Origin of the sequence: Escherichia sp. TW14182 (genome assembly GCF_000208525.1) — a bacterium.
Classification (GTDB): domain Bacteria; phylum Pseudomonadota; class Gammaproteobacteria; order Enterobacterales; family Enterobacteriaceae; genus Escherichia; species Escherichia ruysiae.
In genome coordinates, this window is sequence record NZ_AEJZ01000080.1 from 40,610 (window position 1) to 64,367 (window position 23,758).

A 23,758-nucleotide genomic window follows, 5' to 3' on the forward strand; every position below is an offset into this window, starting at 1 on the left:
TAATTTTTCACTTATAACGAAAATATCATCAACACTTTATGTTCGTGATTTCTTAAGCCGAAGAAATTTTACGCATTTATCTGCCAGACAAAAAAACCATACAGCGAATTAATATTCAGAACAAATCACTACAAAACATCGCTTATTAAGTATATGCATCTTATTATTTTGCGATAATTAAGTTATTAACAGCACAATTCCTCTTTCTCTGCTAGCAAAATCTTGTTCTGCAGAACTTCAAAACGCCGCCCTGGGAGAGTACATTGTTCTAAGCTGACTTCCACGGCAGGGAGTGGCGATAACAGCAAAAAGGTCAAGATTCATGTCCCCCATTGAAAAATCCAGCAAATTAGAGAATGTCTGTTACGACATCCGTGGTCCGGTGCTGAAAGAAGCAAAACGCCTGGAAGAAGAAGGTAACAAAGTACTGAAACTGAACATCGGCAATCCAGCGCCGTTCGGTTTTGACGCACCCGATGAGATCCTGGTTGACGTGATACGCAACCTCCCGACAGCTCAGGGCTATTGCGATTCCAAAGGCCTTTATTCCGCGCGTAAAGCCATCATGCAGCACTACCAGGCTCGTGGTATGCGTGATGTTACCGTGGAAGATATTTACATTGGCAATGGTGTATCAGAGCTTATCGTTCAGGCAATGCAGGCATTGCTGAACAGTGGGGACGAAATGTTGGTTCCTGCGCCTGATTACCCTCTATGGACAGCGGCAGTTTCGCTCTCCGGCGGTAAAGCAGTGCACTATCTTTGCGATGAATCCTCTGACTGGTTCCCGGATCTCGATGACATTCGCGCCAAAATTACGCCACGCACGCGCGGCATTGTTATTATCAACCCGAACAACCCAACCGGCGCAGTATATTCCAAAGAGCTTTTGATGGAGATTGTGGAGATTGCGCGTCAACATAATCTCATTATCTTCGCCGATGAAATTTACGACAAAATCCTCTATGACGACGCAGAGCATCACTCGATTGCGCCGTTAGCTCCTGACCTGCTGACCATTACCTTTAACGGGCTGTCGAAAACGTATCGCGTCGCTGGCTTCCGTCAGGGCTGGATGGTGCTGAACGGGCCGAAAAAACACGCCAAAGGCTACATCGAAGGTCTGGAAATGCTGGCCTCAATGCGACTGTGCGCCAACGTTCCCGCGCAACACGCAATACAAACCGCACTCGGCGGCTATCAGAGTATCAGCGAGTTTATCATGCCGGGTGGACGTCTTTACGAGCAGCGTAATCGCGCCTGGGAATTGATTAACGACATTCCAGGTGTTTCCTGTGTGAAGCCGCGCGGCGCACTGTACATGTTCCCGAAAATCGACGCCAAACGCTTTAATATTCACGACGATCAGAAGATGGTACTGGATTTCCTGTTACAGGAAAAAGTTCTGCTGGTACAAGGAACTGCATTTAACTGGCCGTGGCCGGATCACTTCCGCATTGTCACGCTGCCGCGTGTTGATGATATCGAACTGTCCTTGAGCAAGTTCGCTCGTTTCCTTTCCGGTTATCATCAGTTGTAATCTTAAATTCACTGCCGGAGATTGCATCCGGCAGTGTTATCCCTCCACAATGACCTCAGGATGTCATCACTCGTAAGGTCACTATGAAACAGAGCCATTTTTTTGCCCACCTCTCCCGCCTGAAACTCATTAACCGCTGGCCGCTAATGCGCAACGTGCGGACGGAAAATGTGTCCGAACACAGTTTGCAGGTAGCGATGGTCGCCCATGCGCTGGCAGCCATCAAGAATCGCAAATTTGGCGGACAGGTGAATGCAGAACGCATCGCACTGCTGGCGATGTACCACGATGCCTCTGAAGTGCTCACTGGCGATCTTCCTACTCCGGTGAAATACTTCAACTCGCAAATCGCCCAAGAATATAAAGCCATTGAGAAAATCGCTCAGCAAAAACTTGTCGATATGGTTCCTGAGGAGTTGCGGGATATATTTGCGCCTTTAATCGATGAGAATGCGTATAGCGATGAAGAAAAGTCACTGGTTAAACAGGCGGATGCGCTGTGTGCGTATCTGAAATGCCTTGAAGAACTCGCAGCCGGAAATAATGAATTTTTGCTGGCAAAAACGCGGCTGGAAGCGACGCTTGAAGCGCGCCGCAGCCAGGAGATGGACTACTTCATGGAAGTATTTGTTCCCAGCTTCCATCTTTCGCTCGATGAGATTAGCCAGGATTCACCGCTGTAAGCAGCCAGATACCAGCCGACACAGCCTGATAAGACGCGCCAGCGTCGCATCAGGCAATAAGCGACGGATGCGACATCAGGCTCTCGTCAAAATGGAAACAGCATCGGGATCATCACCACACAAACCGCCATCACGATAATGGTGAACGGTACACCCAGCTTCACAAAGTCACTGAAGCTGTAATTCCCCGGACCTAAAACCAGTGTGTTAACGGGCGAAGAAACTGGCGTCATAAAAGCGGCGGATGCAGCCATCGCCACGACCATTGCGAACGGATAAGGTGATACGCCCATTGTTTTTGCGGCAGCCAGCGCAATCGGAGCCATCAACACCGCCGTCGCGGTATTAGAGATAAATAACCCAATAACCGCCGACAAGACAAACAAACAGACCAGCATCATATGCGGTCCGTAACCGCCGCCGATGTCCATCAGTCCTTTTACCGCCAGCGCAACACCTCCGGTTTTCTGTAATGCTACAGCAAACGGCATCATCCCAACGATCAAAATAATGCTCGGCCAGTGAATGGATTTATAGGCGCTTTCGGCATCGATACAGCGGAATTTCCCCATTAGCAGGCAGGCAATGATAGCGGCAACAGGGTTAGGAATTTCATCGGTTAGCATTAAGGCCACCATCAACACCAGACAAAAAATGGCATGGGGTGCCTGGCTGTGTGCGGGCGATGCCTCACTCACTTCTTCCGGTAAATTCAGCGCCACAAAATCGCGCCCCTGTTTTGCCAGCATACCGATCAGTTTCCAGTTACCGACCACCAGAATGATATCGCCCAGCAGCAGAGGCTCATCCGCCAGCGAACCTTCCAGCGCCACGCCATTGCGTTTCAGCCCCACGACATTCAGCCCGTAGCGAGTACGAAAGCCAATTTCGCGCACCGATTTACCAATAAGCTCTGACTCAGGAATTAATGAAATCTCCGCCATGCCGACATCAAGAGCCTGATCGGAAAAATACTCACCGCGCAAAACCATCGGCTCCAGCAATTGCTCACTGCAAAATTGCCGGAGATCGACATCAGCCGCTGACATATCGATAAGCAAAACGTCACGCGCACGAAATTCAGAAACCCCGTTCACATTCACAATAACACGACGAAAACGACGCCAGCGTTCAACACCAATGACATTTGCGCCATAGCGTTCACGCAATTTAAGGTCGTCCAGTCGTTGCCCAATCATCGGCGAACCGGGGCGAATAGCCAGACGGCGCGCACGTCCGGTAAGACGGTATTCACGAATAAGATCGCGGAAGGTGCGACGCGTCCAGCCTTCGCGCTGCGGGGTCTGGGAATCCCCTTTCAGCATAAAACGCATCACCAGCATGTATAAGATGCCGAGTACCAATACGACCAGGCCGATAGGCGTTACGCTAAAGAAACTAAACCCGTGATAACCTTCGCGTAGCAGTTCACTGTTCACCACCAGGTTAGGCGGCGTCGCCACCAGCGTCATCATGCCGCTAATCAACCCGGCAAAACTCAGCGGCATCATCAGGCGCGACGGCGACGTTTGCATACGCATGGCAACGCTTAACACCACGGGAATAAAGATAGCGACGACGCCAGTTGAACTCATAAATGCGCCAAGACCCGCAACAGTTAACATCAGTAAAACCAGCATTTTGATTTCACTGTTGCCTGCTACTTTAACCAGCCATGTCCCCATCGCGGTTGCAACGCCGGTACGGACTAAACCATCACCAATAATAAACAGGGCGGCGATCAGCACAACGTTGGGATCGGAAAAGCCGGAAAAAACTTCGGGAACCGTCAGCGTTCCGCTTAATGCAAACGCGACAATAACAAACAAAGCGACCGCATCCATACGCACTCTGCCTGTAGCGAACAGGACTATGGCAACGGCCAGTAATGAGAGAACCCAGATCAATTCACCGTTCACAACTTATCCTTGTTAATTGAGGGGGATGGCTTGATTCTGCCACAAAAAAGCCCCGACGAGACGGGGCTAAATCATGATTAGGTGTTTCACGAAATAATAACATCGCCATTTGGCTGTTTGGTCACAGTAATTTGCTCCAGACTATGGAGAACCAAATCTACCTCATTCAGACGTGGAGTGTCTGCCGGGGCATTAACCGCAATAACATGACATCCCGCCGCCAGGCCTGAAAGCACACCTGCGGGAGCATCTTCCACCACCACGCATTCGTGTGGTGCAAGCCCCAGCAGTTGCGCGCCTAACAGATATGCATCAGGCTCTGGTTTTCCACGTTTCACCCGCTCCGCAGTAACAAATACTTCCGGTGCGGGAAGTCCGGCTATTTTGTGGCGGGCTCGTGCAACTGGCATAGAACCAGAAGTGACAATTGCCCATGGAATACCCGCTTTATTCAAATGATTGAGCAAAGCTATCGCCCCAGGTAGTGCGGAGATCCCTTCGGTTTCCGTAGCCTCGATTTGCTCCAGACGCGTAAACTCTGCAGCAATTTCCGCCTCCGATTTCCCCACCATAAAATGGCGCAGAGACGTTATTGCCTGTTTACCGTGAATAAAAGCCAGCACTTCTTCCGGCGTTAATCCATGGCGTCTCGCCCAGTTGCTCCACGCCCGCTCTACCGCAGGCAGGGAGTCCACCAGCGTACCATCAAGATCAAACAGAAAACCTTTGCACCGCACGCTAGCCTCCTCAGGCATTAATGATTTGATTAATTTCGTTAGTGCTCAGATGATACTGACGCGGGCAAGAATGCCAGACGTTCAACATGCGTTGATATTTCTCCCACATTGGCGTCTGAGCATTAAAGCCGTGAGTCCCGGCATCAAAATGGGTGTAACGCCCTTCAACATTAACCATAAAGCGTACATAACCGAGATAACGCGCTTCAGTAGCGGCGTCGAAGCCGAGGAAGGTGACACGGCGTTCATCGATAGCTTGTTGATCCTGCAAATTAGACCAGGAAACATGCAGTGCGTGATACATCTCCATAATGTCGATGATAGTGCGGCAAGTTTCTTCTTTCAGCTCGCCAAACTCACGATCCAGTTCGCGCATCTGCAATCCATAACCACGCTCAATGATTGTTTGCAGGCGACGGTAACGTTCAGCATTTGCCGGATCGAGCATAGTCATCATTTTGTACTGGTTAGACAAAATAAGACGTTGCGCGTTGGTCATTTCCATTGTTGACTCCTGTATCACTTTACTACGGTGAAAAAAAAGAAGGCCGATGTCTGCCTTCTTTTATATGCGTAATCAGGGGTCAATTACAAATCATCAAGGAAAGTTTTATCCAGTTGTTTGAAGGCGCGCTTAAGCGTGTCAGCTAATGCCTGATAGTCAGGCTTGCCTTCTACGGGTGCTAATGCTTGCCCGGCCTCCTGCAATTTACCACGAACCTCATAAAACCAACTCAGGATCGCCGGCGGTAATGGCGTAACAGAACGTTTGCCCAGCCACCACAGCCCCTGCATCGGCAAACTCAGGGCGAACAGTGCAGTAGCAACAGCCGGCCCAAGCTGACCGCCTAGTGCAATTTGCCAGCAGAGAGTGAACACAGCAATCGGCGGCATAAAACGAATCGCATAGCGCGTTATCTTGATGACGCGATTTTCAACAAAGACCGGGGCAAGGCGTTTTTCCAGCGGCCACGTCTTTGAGTAATGCTGTCCCCGGCGAAACAAGCTAAAAAAATTAACAGAACGATTATCCGGCGTTGACATGCTTCACCTCAACTTCACATATAAAGATTCAAAAATTTGTGCAAATTCACAACTCAGCGGGACAACGTTCAAAACATTTTGTCTTCCATACCCACTATCAGGTATCCTTTAGCAGCCTGAAGGCCTAAGTAGTACATATTCATTGAGTCGTCAAATTCATATACATTATGCCATTGGCTGAAAATTACGCAAAATGGCATAGACTCAAGATATTTATTCCATCATGCAAAAAAAATTTGCAGTGCATGATGTTAATCATAAATGTCGGTGTCATCATGCGCTACGCTCTATGGCTCCCTGACGTTTTTTTAGCCACGTATCAATTATAGGTACTTCCATGTCGAGTAAGTTAGTACTGGTTCTGAACTGCGGTAGTTCTTCACTGAAATTTGCAATCATCGATGCTGTAAATGGTGAAGAGTACCTTTCTGGTTTAGCCGAATGTTTCCACCTGCCCGAAGCACGCATCAAATGGAAAATGGACGGCAATAAACAAGAAGCGGCTTTAGGTGCAGGCGCCGCTCACAGCGAAGCGCTCAACTTTATCGTTAATAATATTCTGGCACAAAAACCAGAACTTTCTGCGCAGCTGACCGCTATCGGTCACCGTATCGTACACGGCGGCGAGAAGTATACCAGCTCCGTAGTGATCGATGAGTCTGTTATTCAGGGTATCAAAGATGCGGCTTCTTTTGCACCGCTGCACAACCCGGCTCACCTGATCGGTATCGAAGAAGCTCTGAAATCTTTCCCGCAGCTGAAAGACAAAAACGTTGCTGTATTTGACACTGCGTTCCACCAGACTATGCCGGAAGAGTCTTACCTCTACGCCCTGCCGTACAACCTGTACAAAGAGCACGGCATCCGTCGTTACGGCGCGCACGGCACCAGCCACTTCTATGTAACCCAGGAAGCGGCAAAAATGCTGAACAAACCGGTAGAAGAGCTGAACATCATCACCTGCCACCTGGGCAACGGTGGTTCCGTTTCTGCTATCCGCAACGGTAAATGCGTTGACACCTCTATGGGTCTGACCCCGCTGGAAGGTCTGGTAATGGGTACTCGCTCTGGCGATATCGACCCGGCTATCATCTTCCACCTGCACGACACCCTGGGCATGAGCGTTGACGCAATCAACAAACTGCTGACCAAAGAGTCTGGCCTGCTGGGTCTGACCGAAGTGACCAGCGACTGCCGCTATGTTGAAGACAACTACGCGACGAAAGAAGACGCGAAGCGCGCAATGGACGTTTACTGCCACCGCCTGGCGAAATACATCGGTGCCTACACTGCGCTGATGGATGGTCGTCTGGACGCTGTTGTATTCACCGGTGGTATCGGTGAAAATGCCGCGATGGTTCGTGAACTGTCTCTGGGCAAACTGGGCGTGCTGGGCTTTGAAGTTGATCATGAACGCAACCTGGCTGCACGTTTCGGCAAATCTGGTTTCATCAACAAAGAAGGCACCCGCCCTGCTGTTGTGATCCCAACCAACGAAGAGCTGGTTATCGGGCAAGACGCCTGCCGCCTGACCGCCTGATTCCACACCGCCAGCCCTGCTGGCGGTGCTGTTTTGTAACCCGCCAAACCGGCGGTAACGAAAGAGGATAAACCGTGTCCCGTATTATTATGCTGATCCCTACCGGAACCAGCGTCGGTCTGACCAGCGTCAGTCTTGGCGTGATCCGTGCAATGGAACGCAAAGGCGTTCGTCTGAGCGTTTTCAAACCTATCGCTCAGCCGCGTACCGGTGGCGATGCGCCCGATCAGACAACGACTATTGTGCGTGCGAATTCTTCCACCACGACAGCCGCTGAACCGCTGAAAATGAGTTACGTTGAAGGTCTGCTTTCCAGCAATAAAAAAGATGTGCTGATGGAAGAGATCGTCGCGAACTACCACGCTAACACCAAAGACGCTGAAGTGGTTCTGGTTGAAGGTCTGGTCCCGACACGTAAGCACCAATTTGCCCAGTCTCTGAACTACGAAATCGCTAAAACGCTGAACGCGGAAATCGTCTTCGTCATGTCTCAGGGCACTGACACCCCGGAACAGCTGAAAGAGCGTATCGAACTGACCCGCAACAGCTTCGGCGGTGCCAAAAACACCAACATCACCGGCGTTATCGTTAACAAACTGAATGCACCGGTTGATGAACAGGGTCGTACTCGCCCGGATCTGTCCGAGATTTTCGACGACTCTTCCAAAGCTAAAGTCAACAATGTTGATCCGGCGAAGCTGCAAGAATCCAGCCCGCTGCCGGTTCTCGGCGCTGTGCCGTGGAGCTTTGATCTGATCGCAACCCGTGCGATCGATATGGCGCGTCACCTGAATGCGACCATCATCAACGAAGGCGACATCAACACTCGCCGCGTTAAATCCGTCACTTTCTGCGCACGCAGCATTCCGCACATGCTGGAGCACTTCCGTGCTGGTTCTCTGCTGGTGACTTCCGCAGACCGTCCTGACGTGCTGGTTGCCGCTTGCCTGGCTGCAATGAACGGCGTAGAAATCGGTGCCCTGCTGCTGACTGGCGGCTACGAAATGGACGCGCGCATTTCTAAACTGTGCGAACGTGCTTTCGCTACCGGCCTGCCGGTATTTATGGTGAACACCAACACCTGGCAGACTTCTCTGAGCCTGCAGAGCTTCAACCTGGAAGTTCCGGTTGACGATCACGAGCGTATCGAGAAAGTTCAGGAATATGTTGCTAACTACATCAACGCTGACTGGATCGATTCTCTGACTGCCACTTCCGAGCGCAGCCGTCGTCTGTCTCCGCCGGCGTTCCGTTATCAGCTGACCGAACTGGCGCGCAAAGCGGGCAAACGTATCGTTCTGCCGGAAGGCGACGAACCGCGTACCGTTAAAGCAGCCGCTATCTGTGCTGAACGTGGTATCGCAACTTGCGTACTGCTGGGTAACCCGACAGAGATCAACCGCGTTGCCGCGTCTCAGGGCGTAGAACTGGGCGCAGGCATTGAAATCGTTGATCCAGAAGTGGTTCGCGAAAGCTATGTTGCTCGTCTGGTCGAGCTGCGTAAGAACAAAGGCATGACCGAAACCGTTGCCCGCGAACAGCTGGAAGACAACGTGGTTCTCGGTACGCTGATGCTGGAACAGGATGAAGTTGATGGTCTGGTTTCCGGTGCTGTCCACACCACCGCAAACACCATCCGTCCGCCGCTGCAGCTGATCAAAACTGCACCGGGCAGCTCTCTGGTATCTTCCGTGTTCTTCATGCTGCTGCCGGAACAGGTTTACGTTTACGGTGACTGTGCGATCAACCCGGATCCGACCGCAGAACAACTGGCAGAAATTGCGATTCAGTCCGCAGATTCCGCCGCAGCCTTCGGTATCGAACCGCGTGTTGCTATGCTCTCCTACTCCACCGGTACTTCTGGTGCAGGTAGCGACGTAGAAAAAGTTCGCGAAGCAACTCGTCTGGCGCAGGAAAAACGTCCTGACCTGATGATCGACGGTCCGCTGCAGTACGACGCTGCGGTAATGGCTGACGTTGCGAAATCTAAAGCACCGAACTCTCCGGTTGCAGGTCGCGCTACCGTGTTCATCTTCCCGGATCTGAACACCGGTAACACCACCTACAAAGCGGTACAGCGTTCTGCCGACCTGATCTCCATCGGGCCGATGCTGCAGGGTATGCGCAAGCCGGTTAACGACCTGTCCCGTGGCGCTCTGGTTGACGACATCGTCTACACCATCGCGCTGACTGCGATTCAGTCTGCACAGCAGCAGCAGTAATCTCGTCATCATCCGCAGCCTTGCGCTGCGGATATCTGAACCGGAAATAGTCACTGTTTCCGGTTTTTTATTCTCTTAATTTGCATTACTCCTTTCTGATTATCTTGCTTAACTGCGCTGCATCAATGAATTGCGCCATATCACTTTGCATACTTACCACTTTGTCTTGTGCAAGGGAAAATTTGCGCTATGTCCGCAATAACTGAATCCAAACCAACCAGAAGATGGGCAATGCCCGATACGCTGGTGATTATCTTTTTTGTCGCTATTTTAACCAGCCTCGCCACATGGGTTGTTCCGGTGGGGATGTTTGACAGTCAGGAAGTGCAGTACCAGGTTGATGGTCAGACGAAAACACGCAAAGTCGTAGACCCTCACTCATTTCGCATTCTGACCAACGAGGCCGGCGAACCTGAGTATCATCGCGTACAACTGTTCACGACCGGAGATGAACGTCCAGGCCTGATGAACTTCCCGTTTGAAGGGTTAACCTCCGGATCGAAATACGGGACAGCCGTTGGCATCATCATGTTTATGCTGGTGATTGGCGGTGCATTTGGCATCGTGATGCGTACAGGAACCATTGATAACGGCATCCTGGCGCTTATCCGCCATACACGAGGGAATGAAATTCTCTTTATTCCGGCGCTGTTTATTCTCTTTTCGCTCGGTGGTGCGGTGTTCGGCATGGGAGAAGAGGCTGTCGCCTTTGCCATCATCATTGCCCCGCTAATGGTACGACTGGGTTATGACAGTATTACTACCGTCCTGGTGACCTATATCGCCACGCAAATCGGTTTTGCCAGCTCGTGGATGAACCCGTTCTGCGTGGTTGTCGCCCAGGGGATTGCTGGCGTTCCGGTGCTTTCCGGCTCCGGCCTGCGCATTGTGGTGTGGGTTATCGCGACTCTGATTGGCCTGATCTTTACCATGGTTTATGCCTCACGAGTGAAAAAGAATCCTCTTCTGTCACGCGTGCATGAGTCCGACCGCTTCTTTCGTGAAAAGCAGGCTGATGTTGAACAACGTCCGTTTACCTTTGGTGACTGGCTGGTATTGATTGTCCTGACCGCCGTGATGGTCTGGGTAATTTGGGGCGTGATCGTTAATGCATGGTTTATTCCAGAAATTGCCAGCCAGTTCTTCACTATGGGGCTGGTGATTGGCATCATCGGCGTTGTCTTCCGTCTTAACGGCATGACGGTAAATACCATGGCTTCATCCTTTACCGAAGGCGCGCGAATGATGATCGCCCCTGCCCTGCTGGTAGGTTTCGCCAAAGGGATTTTGCTGCTGGTGGGTAACGGTGAAGCTGGTGAGGCCAGCGTGCTGAATACTATCCTCAACAGCATTGCCAATGCCATTAGCGGTCTGGATAACGCGGTCGCGGCCTGGTTTATGTTGCTCTTCCAGGCGGTATTTAATTTCTTCGTGACATCCGGTTCTGGTCAGGCTGCGCTAACCATGCCATTACTGGCACCGCTTGGCGATCTGGTCGGTGTTAACCGCCAGGTTACCGTGCTGGCATTCCAGTTCGGCGATGGCTTCAGTCACATCATTTACCCGACCTCGGCGTCGTTAATGGCCACGCTCGGTGTTTGCCGGGTGGACTTCCGTAACTGGGTGAAAGTGGGTGCGACACTGCTTGGACTGCTGTTTATTATGTCCAGCGTGGTGGTGATAGGCGCTCAGTTAATGGGCTACCATTAAAAATGTTAAGAGCCGCAATTGCGGCTCTTTTTTATTCTGCCGTTTCAGTCTCTACGGCTTCATTTTTGGCATTGCGCTTCATCCACAACGCCAGTGCTTTCAGCGAGTCTGGAGTGAACTCATCGCAACGTGCGGTGATTTCTTCCGGCGTTAGCCAGCAAACTTCACTGACTTCATCTTCCTGGAGGGCGAATGGACCGTGAGAGACACAACTGAACAGCGCGCCCCAGACACGGCAATTTTTATCTTCGAAATAGAACTGCCCGTGCTCGGCAAAGGGGACACCGGCAATGCCCAACTCTTCTTCCGCTTCGCGACGTGCGGATTCCAGCAGTTGCTCATCGGCCTGGACCACACCACCAGCGGTCGCATCTAACATGCCGGGTAAAAAGTCTTTTGTCTCGGTACGACGCTGCACAAGAATTTTGCCCATGCCATCATGCACGACAATATAAGTTGCACGATGACGCAGACACTGTGCCCGCATTTGTTCCCGGCTGGCTTGTGCAATGACTTCGTTCTCTTCATTGACAATATCCACCCATTCAGTACTTGCCAAACGACGCTGTTCCATTATCAGGAAACCTTCTTTTTCTGGCGCTCTTACGGCGCATTTTGAGTTGTGGGTAAATTACGGATTAATCGCGATCTGCGCAATGATACTTTGATCATTGAGTGCGATTACGCTTAGTACGTCATCATCCAACATGCCATAGCTCGCCGGATAACCGCCTTTCGGGATGCTTACCGAACCGGGGTTAAAGTGGAAGATTTCACCCCGCTGTTCCGCCACTGGTAGATGGGTATGACCGTACACCAACACGTCGTTCTGGTTTAAAGTCGGCAGATTATCCGGGCCAAACAGATGACCATGCGTCAGAAACAGACGTTGTTTTTCCAGTAATACCTGTTGCCACGGTGCGGTTATCGGGAAGTGCAGCAGCATCTGATCCACTTCGCTATCGCAGTTGCCGCGCACGGCGATAACTTTATGCGCCACCTCATTCAGCCGTTCGGCTACTTTGGCTGGCGCATACCCTTCAGGCAGGGCGTTTCTCGGGCCATGATTCAGCACGTCGCCAAGAATCACCAGCCACTGAGCTCCGCTCTGGGCAAACAAATCCAGAACACGTTCCGTCGCCGGTAACGACCCATGAATGTCCGATGCAAACATCAGTTTCATCACTCACTCCTCGTCGAAAAAACGTAAGCTATGATACTGGATTCTATCGCCTCTATCAGCCAGATTGCTTCGCCGAAAGTGCAATAAAACGCTGAACTGAAGCCCTCTGCCACTGGAATGCTGCATAATCCACCAGACGTTCCGGCACCTCATCACCCTGTAATACCAGGCGGTTAATCATTAACGCCAAATCAGTATCCGCAATACACCACTCACCAAACAGATTCGGCTGGTTATGTGCCAGTAAATGTTCTGCCATCGCGAACAGTTTCTCTACACTGGCCTTTCCCTCCGCCGTTAGTGGCGCTTTTTTCGCACCAGCAAAGACAACATCCGTCGGACGTTCTTCGCGGATGGGCATCAGATCGCTGCGTAGCCAGGCCTGAATCTGCCGTGCTCGCGCCCGCTTTTGCAAATCAAGCGGATAAATGCGCTCCCAGGTCGGCGGCGCAAAACGCTCCTCCAGATATTCTGCAATGGCAGAGGATTCACTCAACTCAAAATCATCAATTTGTAACAACGGCACGCGCCGTGTCTGTCCGTAACCTTGCCACGTCGGCCGCAAATGTTCACCGCTGTCGAGGTTGATGGTTTTTATATGAAAAGGCAGGCCTTTCTCCTGCAACGCCACCCAGGCGGATAACACATAAGGGGAGAAAAAATGGGCATCTGACCACAGCGTGATAGCAGGTTTACTCATTATGTCCTCAGCGATAAATGGGCTTGCTATCAAACTATAGAGCCTTTTTGTCACGGTGACTTGATGAAAACTTACACAAGTCGCTGCGCTTTCTATACTTGATGTGTTCAGATTATTAGATAACCGGAGCTGCAATGATCGATCTCTATTTCGCCCCAACGCCGAATGGTCACAAAATTACGTTGTTTCTCGAAGAGGCGGGACTGGATTATCGCTTAATCAAAGTTGACCTCGGTAAAGGTGGTCAGTTTCGCCCGGAGTTTTTGCGCATTTCGCCCAACAATAAAATTCCGGCGATTGTTGATCATGCCCCGACTGACGGCGGAGAACCATTAAGCCTCTTTGAATCAGGTGCGATTTTGTTGTATCTGGCGGAAAAAACAGGGCTATTTTTAGGTCATCAACCGCGTGAGCGCGCCACTACATTACAGTGGTTATTCTGGCAGGTTGGAGGCCTGGGGCCGATGCTCGGGCAAAATCACCATTTTAATCATGCAGCGCCACAGACTATTCCCTATGCAATTGAGCGTTATCAGGTTGAAACTCAGCGTCTGTATCATGTATTGAATAAGCGCCTGGAAAACTCGCCCTGGCTGGGCGGTGAAAACTACAGCATTGCAGATATTGCCTGTTGGCCGTGGGTTAATGCCTGGACTCGCCAGCGAATTGAACTCGCAATGTATCCGGCAGTAAAAAACTGGTATGAACGAATCCGCTCACGTCCTGCTACCGGGCAGGCGCTACTAAAAGCACAAGTAAATGATGAGATTTCGAATAGTTAACAGAACCTGGTTCTCGTGTATTATTTAATCCTAAATAAAACAACGGAGAACCTGCAATGGCACAACCTGCCGCGATTATTCGGATAAAGAACCTTCGTTTACGAACGTTTATTGGCATTAAGGACGAAGAGATTAACAACCGTCAGGATATTGTTATCAATGTGACGATCCACTACCCCGCCGATAAAGCGCGAACCAGTGAAGATATCAACGATGCGCTGAATTATCGCACCGTAACGAAAAACATTATTCAGCATGTAGAGAATAACCGTTTCTCTTTGCTGGAAAAATTAACTCAGGATGTGCTCGATATCGCACGTGAACATCACTGGGTGACGTATGCTGAAGTGGAGATCGATAAACTGCACGCGCTGCGCTACGCGGATTCGGTATCCATGACCTTACGCTGGCAGCGTTAACCGCCATATCGGGAGGCTGCATGAACATAGTGATCACTGGAGGAACGGGATTAATTGGTCGTCATTTAATCCCACGTTTGTTGGAACTGGGCCATCAGGTCACGGTTGTAACACGTAACCCGCAGAAAGCCAGCTCAGTTCTCGGCTCCCAGGTGACACTATGGCAAGAGCTTGCCGATCAAAGCAACCTCAACGGCGTTGATGCGGTGATCAATCTGGCCGGTGAACCAATAGCCGATAAACGCTGGACTCGCGAGCAAAAAGATCGCCTCTGCCAAAGCCGCTGGAATATAACGCAAAAACTGGTGGATTTGATTAACGCCAGCGACACGCCGCCGTCAGTGCTCATTTCCGGCTCGGCGACGGGATATTATGGTGACTTAGGTGAAGTCGTGGTCACCGAAGAAGAACCGCCACATAACGAATTTACCCATAAACTCTGCGCCCGTTGGGAGGAAATTGCCTGTCGGGCGCAAAGTGACAAAACGCGAGTGTGCCTGCTGCGTACCGGCGTAGTGCTGGCACCGGATGGCGGTATTCTCGGTAAAATGCTGCCGCCGTTTCGTCTTGGCCTGGGCGGGCCGATTGGTTCCGGTCGGCAGTATCTGGCCTGGATTCATATTGATGATATGGTCAACGGTATTCTCTGGCTGCTGGATAACGATCTGCGCGGGCCATTTAATATGGTCTCGCCATATCCGGTACACAATGAACAATTTGCCCATGCGCTTGGTCATGCGCTGCATCGCCCAGCGATTTTGCGCGTCCCTGCCACAGCTATTCGCTTGCTGATGGGGGAATCATCGGTTCTGGTCTTGGGCGGACAACGTGCGTTGCCAAAACGGCTGGAAGAAGCGGGTTTTGCGTTTCGCTGGTACGATTTAGAAGAGGCGCTGGCGGATGTCGTTCGCTGATGTGGTTTACTGCAAACATCCGCCAGTTAACTCCCGGCGTTACAGGATTAGTGGCTTTGCGCGATAAGATCGTCTGGCGAAAGTCGGGTCAGCATCAGAACTAACTCTCTGTCTAAACCTCTCTCCAACATCTCCAGAGCAATACGCAGGGCTTCTTCACGTTTGCCCAGAATTAATCCATCATTCCGCCCTTCTTCACGTAATCTGTCAGCAATGGTCATCAGTTTCTCCTTTTCTTGTGGTGCACGTTCCGCTATCTCACCAATAAATGCTCGGAAACGCTGGGCATCCCCTGTTTGTAATACGTAATTAAACAGAGCTTTTAGCTGTCTGTCATTAGTGTTCCCTGTAACTAGCAGCGAAACAATTTGATCGACTAATCCCAACAGATCGCGCTGACGGATATGTTTCTGAATTAATTCCAACAACGCCATTTTGCGATGTTGCATAATCTCGTCATCCGGCACTACGGTAATATCCACCAGCGGAAAAGCCGATGAATAAATTTTGCGGGCTATAGCTGGCTCCGCAAATTCATCAAGCCAGCAGAGAGAATAAGGGTAAGGACTCCTGCAACCATGATAAAACAGCATCGGGATCACCAACGGAAGCTCTTTATAGCCCGCATCAAGATGGTTTTGCATTGCCGCGATGGAATAGCGCATCATGCGAAAAGCCATTAATTCTTCTGGCTTACTTTGGTGCTCTATCACTACATAAATATAGCCCGCGCCCTCCTGCGTTTTCACAGACCACAAGAGGTCGGAATAATATTGCCGCAGGTCTTCATCAATAAAACTGTTGGGTTCCAGTTTGAGCGTCGTTAAATCACACAGTTTGCGCAGCGGTGCGGGAAGATGAATATCAATAAAATCCCGCGCGGTGTCTGGATGGCGTAAAAAAGATTTAAATACCGCATCATGCGGCGTGGAAGTTGTCGATATTGTCATGGCGTTCCGTCACCCCTCAAATTTAAGATGACGTGACAATACCCATCCTTAATAGCTAATGCAGCAGGCAGTTTTTATCTTTGGACAGCGAATTCAGAAGTATTTTTAGCGGACTGCAACTTTTACATTTCAGCGGAAGCTGACTCGCAAATTCCCCCTGAAAATACTCCGGCAGCATTAGCCACCGGAGAGGTAATTATTTCAGCGAACCTTTAAGGAACTGTTGCAGACGCGGACTTTGCGGGTTGCCGAATAACTGTTCTGGCGCCCCCTCTTCTTCAATTTTCCCTTGATGAAGAAAAATTACATGCGTGGAGACGTGGCGGGCAAAGCCCATTTCGTGGGTCACTACAACCATCGTTTTTCCCTCTTCTGCGAGCTGCTGCATAATACGCAACACTTCGCCTACCAGTTCAGGATCGAGCGCCGAGGTAGGTTCATCAAACAGCAGAACCTCCGGTTCCATTGCCAGCGCCCTTGCGATGGAAACACGCTGTTGCTGACCGCCGGAAAGATGCACCGGGTATTTCCCCTGCGCACGTTCGTCTATGCCGACTTTCGCCAGATACTTCACCGCCCGCTCGCGTGCTTCGTGCTTACTCAGACCCAGCACCTGAATCGGCGCTTCCATGACGTTTTCCAGTACCGTCATGTGGCTCCAGAGATTGAAGTGCTGGAACACCATCGTCAGGCGTGTGCGCAGTAAGCGCAGCTGATTTTTATCGGCGACTTTGAGTTGGCCGTCTTTATCACGCACCAGATTGATGGTCTGGCCGTTAACCACGATCGATCCTTCGCTCGGTTTTTCGAGGAAGTTAATGCAACGCAGAAAGGTACTTTTCCCCGATCCCGACGATCCGATGATGCTTATCACATCTCCGGCGTTCGCTTGCAGAGAGACCCCTTTCAGCACTTCGTGTTCACCGTAGCGTTTGTGCAAATCGATAACGTTTAATTTATTCTCGGACATCGTATTCTCAGTGCGTTGAAGAAGGTTTCACATGCTGCAACCAGCGTTTTTCCGCTTTACGGAACAGGCTTATCAGGACATAAGAGATAATTAAATAGAGCACAGCGGCAATGCCGAAGGCGGTAAATGGTTGATACGTGGCGGCGTTGATATCGCGGGCAATTTTCAGCAGATCCGGCACTGTGGCGGTAAAAGCCAGCGCAGTAGAATGCAACATCAGGATCACTTCGTTGCTGTAGGCCGGTAACGCAATACGCAGCGCCGATGGCAAAATAATGCAGCGATACATTTTAAAGCTTGAGAAACCGTAGGCTCTGGCGGCTTCGATTTCCCCGTGCGGCACCGAACGGATCGCCCCGGCAAAAATCTCAGTGGTGTAAGCACAGGTGTTGAGCGTCAGCGCCAGCACGGTACAGTTCAGGCCACTGCGGAAAAAGGCATTAAGGAACTCGGTGCCCTTAACAATCTCCAGCGTGTACATGCCAGAATAGAACACCAGCAGCTGAACATACAGCGGCGTACCGCGAAAAATATACGTAAATAGCCAGATTGGAAACTGGATATATTTATTACTTGAGACGCGACCAATCGCCAGAAACAGCGCCAGAATTCCGCCTATCACTACCGACAAAATCAGCAGCCACAGGGTGATCGCCACGCCGGTAAAACGATAACCATCGGTCCACAGCAGTGGTTTCCAGTATTCATGTAAGATTTCGATCACAGGTCAGCCCTCTTCACACCCACGGAATAGCGGCGCTCAAGGAACAGCAGCACACCATTGGAAACGGTGGTGAAAACCAGATAAATCACGCCACAGACGATGGCGAAATAGAACGGTTCCCAGGTACTTTTTCCTGCCAACTGCGTGGCTTTGACCACATCTTCCAGGCCGAGTAACGAAACCAGGGCTGTAGATTTGAGGATTACCTGCCAGTTGTTGCCAATCCCCGGCAGGGCGTAACGCATCATCGCCGGAAACATGATCCGCCGAAACACTTGCCCACGAGTAAAACCGAACGCCGTCGCCGCCTCTATATGTCCTTTCGGCACTGCCATAAACGCGCCACGGAACGTTTCGGTAAAATAAGCACCGTAGATAAAACCGAGAGTGATAATGCCGGCGACCATCGGGTCGATATCAATCTGCCCGACGCCCATCGCCTCCGTCACCGTGTTTAACGCAATCTGCAAACCGTAGAAAATCAGCAGCATCAACACCAAGTCCGGCACGCCACGAATCAGCGTGGTGTATCCTTCGAAAATCAGCCCCGAAAGCCGATTTTGCGAGAGCTTACCGCCAGCGCCAATTAAACCGATGATTACAGCGAGCACTACAGAGCTGATAGCCAGCTCCAGCGTGACGAGCGCACCCTGTAAAATAACACCTGAAAACCCATACAACATGCTGCCTGTCCTGTTATGTGTGGTGAATTACCGCCTCTTGTCTCCCTCCGGTTACCCGAAGGGAGCGGGCTTTCCTTCACCGATGGTGATTAACCACCATAAACATCAAAATCGAAGTACTTTTTCGCCAGTTTCTCGTAAGTACCGTCAGCGCGCATTTCGGCAAAGGCTTTGTTCAGTGCCTCGCGCAGTTCGTTATCTTCTTTACGCAGACCCATGCCGGTGCCTACGCCAAACAGTTTTTCATCTTTAACAGACGGGCCACCGAATTTGTAATCTTTACCGACGGGTTGTTTGAGAAAACCTTCGCTGGCGGCGACCTCATCCTGGAACGCGGCATCAATACGTCCGGCAGTCAGGTCAGAATAAATGTTGTCCTGTCCCTGATAAGAGACGATTTCAATGCCTTTGGGCGCCCAGTGTTCATTACCAAATGTCTCCTGGGTGGTGCCCTGCAATACGCCTACCCGCTTGCCTTTCAGCAACTCGACTGTCGGCTGAATGTCGGAATTTTTCGCCACCACCAGACGAGAATCGGCAGCGTACAGTTTGTCGGTGAAGGCAATTTCTTGCTGACGTTTTTCCGTAATGGAAAGCGATGACATGATGGCGTCAATCTTCTTCGCTTTTAAGGACGGGATTAACGCATCCAGCGGATTCTCAACAAACGTACATTGCGTATTGATGCGTTTACATAGCTCCTTCGCCAAATCGATGTCAAAGCCAACCAGTTCGCCTTGTGAATTTTTTGATTCAAACGGCGCATAGGTCGGATCGGTGCCGATGCGGATGTTTTGCGGAATCGCAGCAAATGCCGCAGTTGCGCTGGAGAAGGCCAGAACCAGAGAGAGCGATAGCACCAGTTTTTTCATAATGTCCTCAACTGACAGTCTTTTTATAGGGAATATTTACAGGTTTGTTACACTTATCGTGCCATAAAATTGACCATCAAGGCAAAATATCCCGCCCCGTTAGACGTATTATTTTTCATTAAAAATGCTTAAGTATGCATTTCAATGCACCACGATAGTGCAACAAACCTGGCGTGCACCATGATGATCATTCCATCAGGTACAGCTTCCCAGCGACGTATCAGTCACCGTAGACATTAAAGTCGAAATACTTTTTCGCCATCTTGTCGTAAGTGCCGTCCTGACGCAGTTCGCCAAGCGCCTTATCAAAAGCGGCTTTCAGTTCGGCATCATCTTTACGTAGCCCTACGCCTGTACCATCACCGAAGTATTTTTTGTCTTTCACTGATGAGCCAGCAAAGGCGAACTCTTTACCGGCAGGTTGCTTGAGGAATCCTTCGCTGGCCGCGACTTCATCCTGCAAAGCGGCATCCAGACGGCCTGCATCCAGATCGGAATAGACCAAATCCTGGTTAGCATAGGCCACCACATCGACGCCTTTACTACGCCAGTTATCATTGGCATACGCTTCCTGGGTGGAGCCTTGCAGCACGCCAACATGTTTACCTTTCAGTGAATCCAGCGTCGGCTGGATCGGCGAACCTTTGGCGGCAATCAAACGAGAATCTGCGGCGTACAACTTGTCAGAGAAGGCAATCTCCTGCTGACGTTTATCAGTAATGGAGAGCGACGAAATAATGGCGTCGATTTTTTTCGCTTTCAGTGAGGGGATCAGCGCATCAAAGTCACTGGCAACCCAGGTACATTTCACCTGCATCCGTTTGCACATCTCGTTACCGAGATCGATATCAAAGCCAACAAAGTCACCTTTGGCATCTTTCGATGAGAACGGTGCATAGGTGGTATCCGTTCCGATACGTACCGTCTCCGGTAGCGCCGCATAGCTGGAGGCCGCTGCGGAAATACCGACTAACAAAGACAGAGCGAGAATCGACTTCTTCATACATAACCCTCAAGTGAAATGGCTTTTTTATGTTGTGTATTGTGTTGTGTGTTTGCAGGCTCTTTCATGCAGGTCTTATGCCATCTTGACGGCAACATTAACATTCAACGTTAAATATGTTAATAAGACGTTGCATTATTGTCCTAAAGTTGAAGATAGCAGGTATGGCGGTTGAATCGCAGCGTTTCGATTGAATGGCAGGAACAAAATGTCGAGGATTTGATCGCGGTTGCAAAATTGCCCTGAAACAGGGCAACAGCGGAATTATGCGCCCTGCCAGCGGGCAAAGAGATCTTCAGGAAGGGTTATCGCAAACTGGTCAAGAACACGGTTAACCGTCTGATTTATCACATCATCAAGGGATTGCGGGCGATGATAAAACGCCGGAACGGGAGGCATAATCACCGCACCGATTTCTGCCGCCTGAGTCATTAAACGCAGGTGGCCTAAGTGCAACGGAGTTTCACGCACGCAGAGCACCAACGGACGACGCTCTTTCAGCACCACATCTGCCGCACGGGTCAGTAAGCCATCAGTATAGCTATGGACAATACCGGACAGTGTTTTGATTGAACAGGGTAAAATCACCATCCCCAGTGTCTGGAAAGAACCGGAAGAGATGCTGGCGGCAATATCGCGCGCATCGTGCGTGACATCGGCTAATGCCTGCACTTCGCGCAGGGAAAAATCCGTTTCGAGGGATAAGGTCTGGCGCGCTGCCTGGCTCATCACCAGATGCGTTTCGATATCTGCGACATCGCGCAGAACCTGTAATAAGCGCACGCCATAAATCGCGCCGCTGGCACCGCTGATGCCCACAATGAGTCGTTTCATAAAGAGTTGCCCTGTCAGACTTGCAGGCAGACTTTGCAGGATTTCGGCGAGAGTTGCAAGTCAGGGTGCCAGACTGGCACCCTGAGTGAAGGCATTATCCTTCGTTATGCATTTCCAGGTTTTCAACTTCGTTCTGACGTTGCACTGCTTTGGCGTCGTCATTACGTAAAGTATCGAGGAAATCGAGGTAGCCCTGATCAACATCTTTGGTGACGTAGACGCCGTTGAACACCGAGCATTCAAACTGCTGGATATCCGGGTTTTCAGCGCGAACGGCTTCGATCAGATCGTTCAGATCCTGGAAAATCAGACCGTCAGCACCGATGATCTGGCGAATTTCATCTACTTCACGACCGTGGGCGATAAGCTCCGTGGCGCTCGGCATATCAATACCATAAACGTTCGGGAAGCGAATTTCAGGTGCCGCAGAGGCGAGGTAAACTTTCTTCGCTCCGGCTTCACGCGCCATCTCGATAATTTGTTCAGAGGTGGTGCCACGGACGATAGAGTCATCGACCAGCAGGACGTTTTTATCGCGGAACTCGGCGCGGTTAGCGTTCAGTTTACGACGCACGGACTTACGACGCAGTTGCTGACCCGGCATGATAAAGGTGCGACCAACGTAACGATTTTTGACAAACCCCTGACGGTACGGTTTACCCAGAATACGGGCAATTTCCAGTGCGATATCGCAGGAAGTTTCCGGGATCGGAATAACCACGTCGATATCCAGATCTTCCCATTCACGGGCAATTTTTTCGCCAAGCTTCGTTCCCATATTCACACGCGCGCTGTAAACGGAAATTTTGTCGATGAACGAGTCCGGGCGGGCAAAGTAAACATACTCAAACAGGCATGGATTGCTGACTGGATTATCGGCACACTGGCGGGTAAACAACTGACCATCTTCAGTGATGTAAATCGCTTCACCCGGTGCGACATCACGCAGGAACTCAAAGCCCAGGGTGTCGAGCGCAACGCTTTCAGAAGCGACCATATATTCTGTGCGATTCTCATCAATATCGCGTTTTCCTAACACCAGCGGACGAATGCCGTTAGGATCGCGGAAAGCAACCATACCGTGACCGATAATCATCGCCACACAGGCATACGCGCCACGGATCAGGCGGTTTGTGGCGGCAATGGCAGCAAAAATGTTGTCGGCTTCCAGCGGATAATGGCGAAAGTTGTCCAGTTCGCTGGCGAAGATATTGAGCAGAATTTCCGAGTCGGAAGTGGTGTTGATGTGGCGGCGTTTTTCTTCAAACAGCTTTTTACGCAACTCGTGAGCATTAGTCAGATTGCCATTATGGGCAAGCGTGATGCCATACGGGGAGTTAACGTAAAACGGCTGTGCTTCAGAGGCGCTGGAGCTGCCAGCCGTAGGGTAACGCACATGACCAATGCCCATATTGCCCTGTAAACGCTGCATATGGCGAGCTTCAAATACATCGCTCACCAGCCCGTTCGCTTTACGCAAACGGAAGCAGTTATTGGCATCAATGGTGATGATGCCGGCGGCATCCTGACCGCGATGCTGAAGCACCGTTAAGGCATCATAAATCGATTGGTTAACCGGCATAACACCGGCGATACCGACAATACCGCACATACGTCTTTTTCCTCGTTAAGCCACATCTCAGAGCACTTACGCTCTGGGCAAGAAACTTGACGAGCTTTGCAGATAATCAAAAAACCATCTGATGATAAAACTGAACTGTGGAATCAGCTGTGATTTGCTCCAGTCTTCGCTTTTCGACACTCCGGTAAAGGAGTCAAGAAAGAAAAGAATGGCAGCAACAATCAGCACACCACGCAACGCACCGAAACAGACGCCCAGCACCCGATCGGTGCCTGACAACCCTGTTTTCTCCACTAGCTGGCCTATCACGAAGTTCACGATAGCACCAACGATAAGTGTGGCAATAAACAGTACCGCGATGGCAATCCCATTTCGAACCAGTTCGTCTTCAAAGCCCGTAAACCAGACTGACAGGTAAGTGTAGTAATGACTGGCGACAAAGAAAGCACAACCCCATGTCACCAGCGATAACGCTTCACGAACAAAGCCACGGATCAGGCTAACCAGAGAGGAAAAAGCAATCACCGCGATTATGGCGTAATCAATCCAGACCATATGTGTCCCACGATTTTACGCCCTGTCATCCTGTTCGGGGCGCATTCTAACAGAAAAAGAAAACGTTTGCGTAGGGATTTCCTTCCCGCGCATCAATAAAAATGGCGCTGAAAAAACATTCAACGCCATCGGTTTTTTTTGCCTTTGCGGCATCGGGCAATACATGTCGGATGCGGCGTGAACGCCTTATCC

The 23,758-nt window shown here is 50.6% G+C and carries 24 protein-coding genes; 8 read left to right on the plus strand and 16 right to left on the minus strand.

The window, feature by feature from the left end; all coding sequences use genetic code 11:
- Positions 1-322 precede the first annotated feature (322 nt).
- Both alaA and yfbR read left to right on the plus strand, forming a co-directional pair.
- On the plus strand, positions 323-1,540 hold the full coding sequence (gene alaA, locus EQY_RS0108185) for an alanine transaminase AlaA (RefSeq protein ID WP_000074519.1): 1,218 nt from the start codon (positions 323-325) through the stop codon (positions 1,538-1,540).
- 83 nt (positions 1,541-1,623) lie between these two features.
- Complete coding sequence (gene yfbR / locus EQY_RS0108190; protein WP_000813872.1) at positions 1,624-2,223, plus strand: 5'-deoxynucleotidase; 600 nt, start codon at positions 1,624-1,626, stop codon at positions 2,221-2,223.
- Between the two features lie 86 nt (positions 2,224-2,309).
- Here the strand turns inward: yfbR and EQY_RS0108195 are convergent, their stop codons facing one another.
- From EQY_RS0108195 to yfbV, 4 genes are all read right to left on the minus strand, one after another.
- Positions 2,310-4,142 (minus strand): SLC13 family permease, encoded by a 1,833-nt coding sequence (locus EQY_RS0108195; RefSeq protein ID WP_001012872.1) that lies wholly within the window; start codon positions 4,140-4,142, stop codon positions 2,310-2,312.
- A gap of 86 nt (positions 4,143-4,228) precedes the next feature.
- The gene (gene hxpA / locus EQY_RS0108200; RefSeq protein ID WP_001203421.1) at positions 4,229-4,879 is read right to left on the minus strand and encodes a hexitol phosphatase HxpA; all 651 of its coding nucleotides are present in this window, start codon (positions 4,877-4,879) and stop codon (positions 4,229-4,231) included.
- Positions 4,880-4,889: 10 nt separating this feature from the next.
- Positions 4,890-5,384: a YfbU family protein gene (locus EQY_RS0108205; protein ID WP_000426118.1), complete on the minus strand. Its 495-nt coding sequence runs from the start codon at positions 5,382-5,384 to the stop codon at positions 4,890-4,892.
- 83 nt (positions 5,385-5,467) lie between these two features.
- Positions 5,468-5,923, minus strand: coding sequence for a terminus macrodomain insulation protein YfbV (yfbV, locus tag EQY_RS0108210; RefSeq protein WP_000106619.1), 456 nt, complete (start codon positions 5,921-5,923; stop codon positions 5,468-5,470).
- Between the two features lie 337 nt (positions 5,924-6,260).
- Between yfbV and ackA the strand changes: the two genes are divergently transcribed.
- From ackA to yfcC, 3 genes are all read left to right on the plus strand, one after another.
- Positions 6,261-7,463: an acetate kinase gene (ackA, locus tag EQY_RS0108220; RefSeq protein ID WP_000095694.1), complete on the plus strand. Its 1,203-nt coding sequence runs from the start codon at positions 6,261-6,263 to the stop codon at positions 7,461-7,463.
- Positions 7,464-7,537: 74 nt separating this feature from the next.
- Positions 7,538-9,685, plus strand: a complete 2,148-nt coding sequence (pta, locus tag EQY_RS0108225) for a phosphate acetyltransferase (RefSeq protein ID WP_000086702.1) — start codon at positions 7,538-7,540, stop codon at positions 9,683-9,685.
- A gap of 189 nt (positions 9,686-9,874) precedes the next feature.
- A complete protein-coding gene (gene yfcC / locus EQY_RS0108230; protein ID WP_001274494.1) occupies positions 9,875-11,395 on the plus strand; it encodes a putative basic amino acid antiporter YfcC in 1,521 nt (506 codons plus the stop codon).
- Positions 11,396-11,426: 31 nt separating this feature from the next.
- Here yfcC and yfcD read toward each other — a convergent pair whose 3' ends face one another.
- From yfcD to yfcF, 3 genes are read right to left on the minus strand one after another with little or no spacing between them, the layout of a single operon-like run.
- Entirely contained in the window at positions 11,427-11,969 is a 543-nt protein-coding gene (gene yfcD, locus EQY_RS0108235; RefSeq protein ID WP_000437935.1) for an NUDIX hydrolase YfcD, read from the minus strand.
- Positions 11,970-12,026: 57 nt separating this feature from the next.
- Entirely contained in the window at positions 12,027-12,578 is a 552-nt protein-coding gene (gene yfcE, locus EQY_RS0108240) for a phosphodiesterase (protein WP_010346680.1), read from the minus strand.
- A gap of 55 nt (positions 12,579-12,633) precedes the next feature.
- Positions 12,634-13,278 carry a glutathione transferase gene (yfcF, locus tag EQY_RS0108245; protein WP_000042424.1) on the minus strand — a complete coding sequence of 215 codons (645 nt, stop codon included), beginning with the start codon at positions 13,276-13,278 and terminating at the stop codon, positions 12,634-12,636.
- 134 nt (positions 13,279-13,412) lie between these two features.
- Here yfcF and yfcG point away from each other — a divergent pair, with 134 nt between their 5' ends.
- Genes yfcG through EQY_RS0108260 form a run of 3 tightly spaced genes read left to right on the plus strand, consistent with a single transcriptional unit; the run spans position 13,413 to position 15,393 of the window.
- A complete protein-coding gene (gene yfcG / locus EQY_RS0108250; RefSeq protein ID WP_000566493.1) occupies positions 13,413-14,060 on the plus strand; it encodes a GSH-dependent disulfide bond oxidoreductase in 648 nt (215 codons plus the stop codon).
- A gap of 56 nt (positions 14,061-14,116) precedes the next feature.
- Positions 14,117-14,479, plus strand: a complete 363-nt coding sequence (gene folX / locus EQY_RS0108255; RefSeq protein WP_000068453.1) for a dihydroneopterin triphosphate 2'-epimerase — start codon at positions 14,117-14,119, stop codon at positions 14,477-14,479.
- A gap of 20 nt (positions 14,480-14,499) precedes the next feature.
- Positions 14,500-15,393: a TIGR01777 family oxidoreductase gene (locus EQY_RS0108260; protein WP_001028349.1), complete on the plus strand. Its 894-nt coding sequence runs from the start codon at positions 14,500-14,502 to the stop codon at positions 15,391-15,393.
- 47 nt (positions 15,394-15,440) lie between these two features.
- Here EQY_RS0108260 and rpnB read toward each other — a convergent pair whose 3' ends face one another.
- The 9 genes from rpnB to cvpA form a co-directional block, all read right to left on the minus strand.
- A complete protein-coding gene (rpnB, locus tag EQY_RS0108265) occupies positions 15,441-16,343 on the minus strand; it encodes a recombination-promoting nuclease RpnB (RefSeq protein WP_000156123.1) in 903 nt (300 codons plus the stop codon).
- 196 nt (positions 16,344-16,539) lie between these two features.
- Positions 16,540-17,313, minus strand: coding sequence for a histidine ABC transporter ATP-binding protein HisP (gene hisP, locus EQY_RS0108270; RefSeq protein WP_001293604.1), 774 nt, complete (start codon positions 17,311-17,313; stop codon positions 16,540-16,542).
- A 7-nt stretch (positions 17,314-17,320) separates the two neighbouring features.
- Entirely contained in the window at positions 17,321-18,037 is a 717-nt protein-coding gene (locus EQY_RS0108275) for an ABC transporter permease (protein WP_000569947.1), read from the minus strand.
- Positions 18,034-18,720, minus strand: coding sequence for a histidine ABC transporter permease HisQ (hisQ, locus tag EQY_RS0108280; protein WP_000965518.1), 687 nt, complete (start codon positions 18,718-18,720; stop codon positions 18,034-18,036). Before hisQ ends, EQY_RS0108275 begins: the two co-directional genes overlap by 4 nt.
- A gap of 89 nt (positions 18,721-18,809) precedes the next feature.
- A complete protein-coding gene (gene hisJ, locus EQY_RS0108285) occupies positions 18,810-19,592 on the minus strand; it encodes a histidine ABC transporter substrate-binding protein HisJ (RefSeq protein ID WP_000737617.1) in 783 nt (260 codons plus the stop codon).
- A 220-nt stretch (positions 19,593-19,812) separates the two neighbouring features.
- Complete coding sequence (argT, locus tag EQY_RS0108290; RefSeq protein ID WP_000748236.1) at positions 19,813-20,595, minus strand: lysine/arginine/ornithine ABC transporter substrate-binding protein ArgT; 783 nt, start codon at positions 20,593-20,595, stop codon at positions 19,813-19,815.
- 264 nt (positions 20,596-20,859) lie between these two features.
- On the minus strand, positions 20,860-21,429 hold the full coding sequence (gene ubiX / locus EQY_RS0108295; protein ID WP_000825688.1) for a flavin prenyltransferase UbiX: 570 nt from the start codon (positions 21,427-21,429) through the stop codon (positions 20,860-20,862).
- A 94-nt stretch (positions 21,430-21,523) separates the two neighbouring features.
- Complete coding sequence (gene purF, locus EQY_RS0108300) at positions 21,524-23,041, minus strand: amidophosphoribosyltransferase (protein WP_000334227.1); 1,518 nt, start codon at positions 23,039-23,041, stop codon at positions 21,524-21,526.
- 36 nt (positions 23,042-23,077) lie between these two features.
- Complete coding sequence (cvpA, locus tag EQY_RS0108305) at positions 23,078-23,566, minus strand: colicin V production protein (protein ID WP_000262113.1); 489 nt, start codon at positions 23,564-23,566, stop codon at positions 23,078-23,080.
- Between the last annotated feature and the right edge of the window lie 192 nt (positions 23,567-23,758).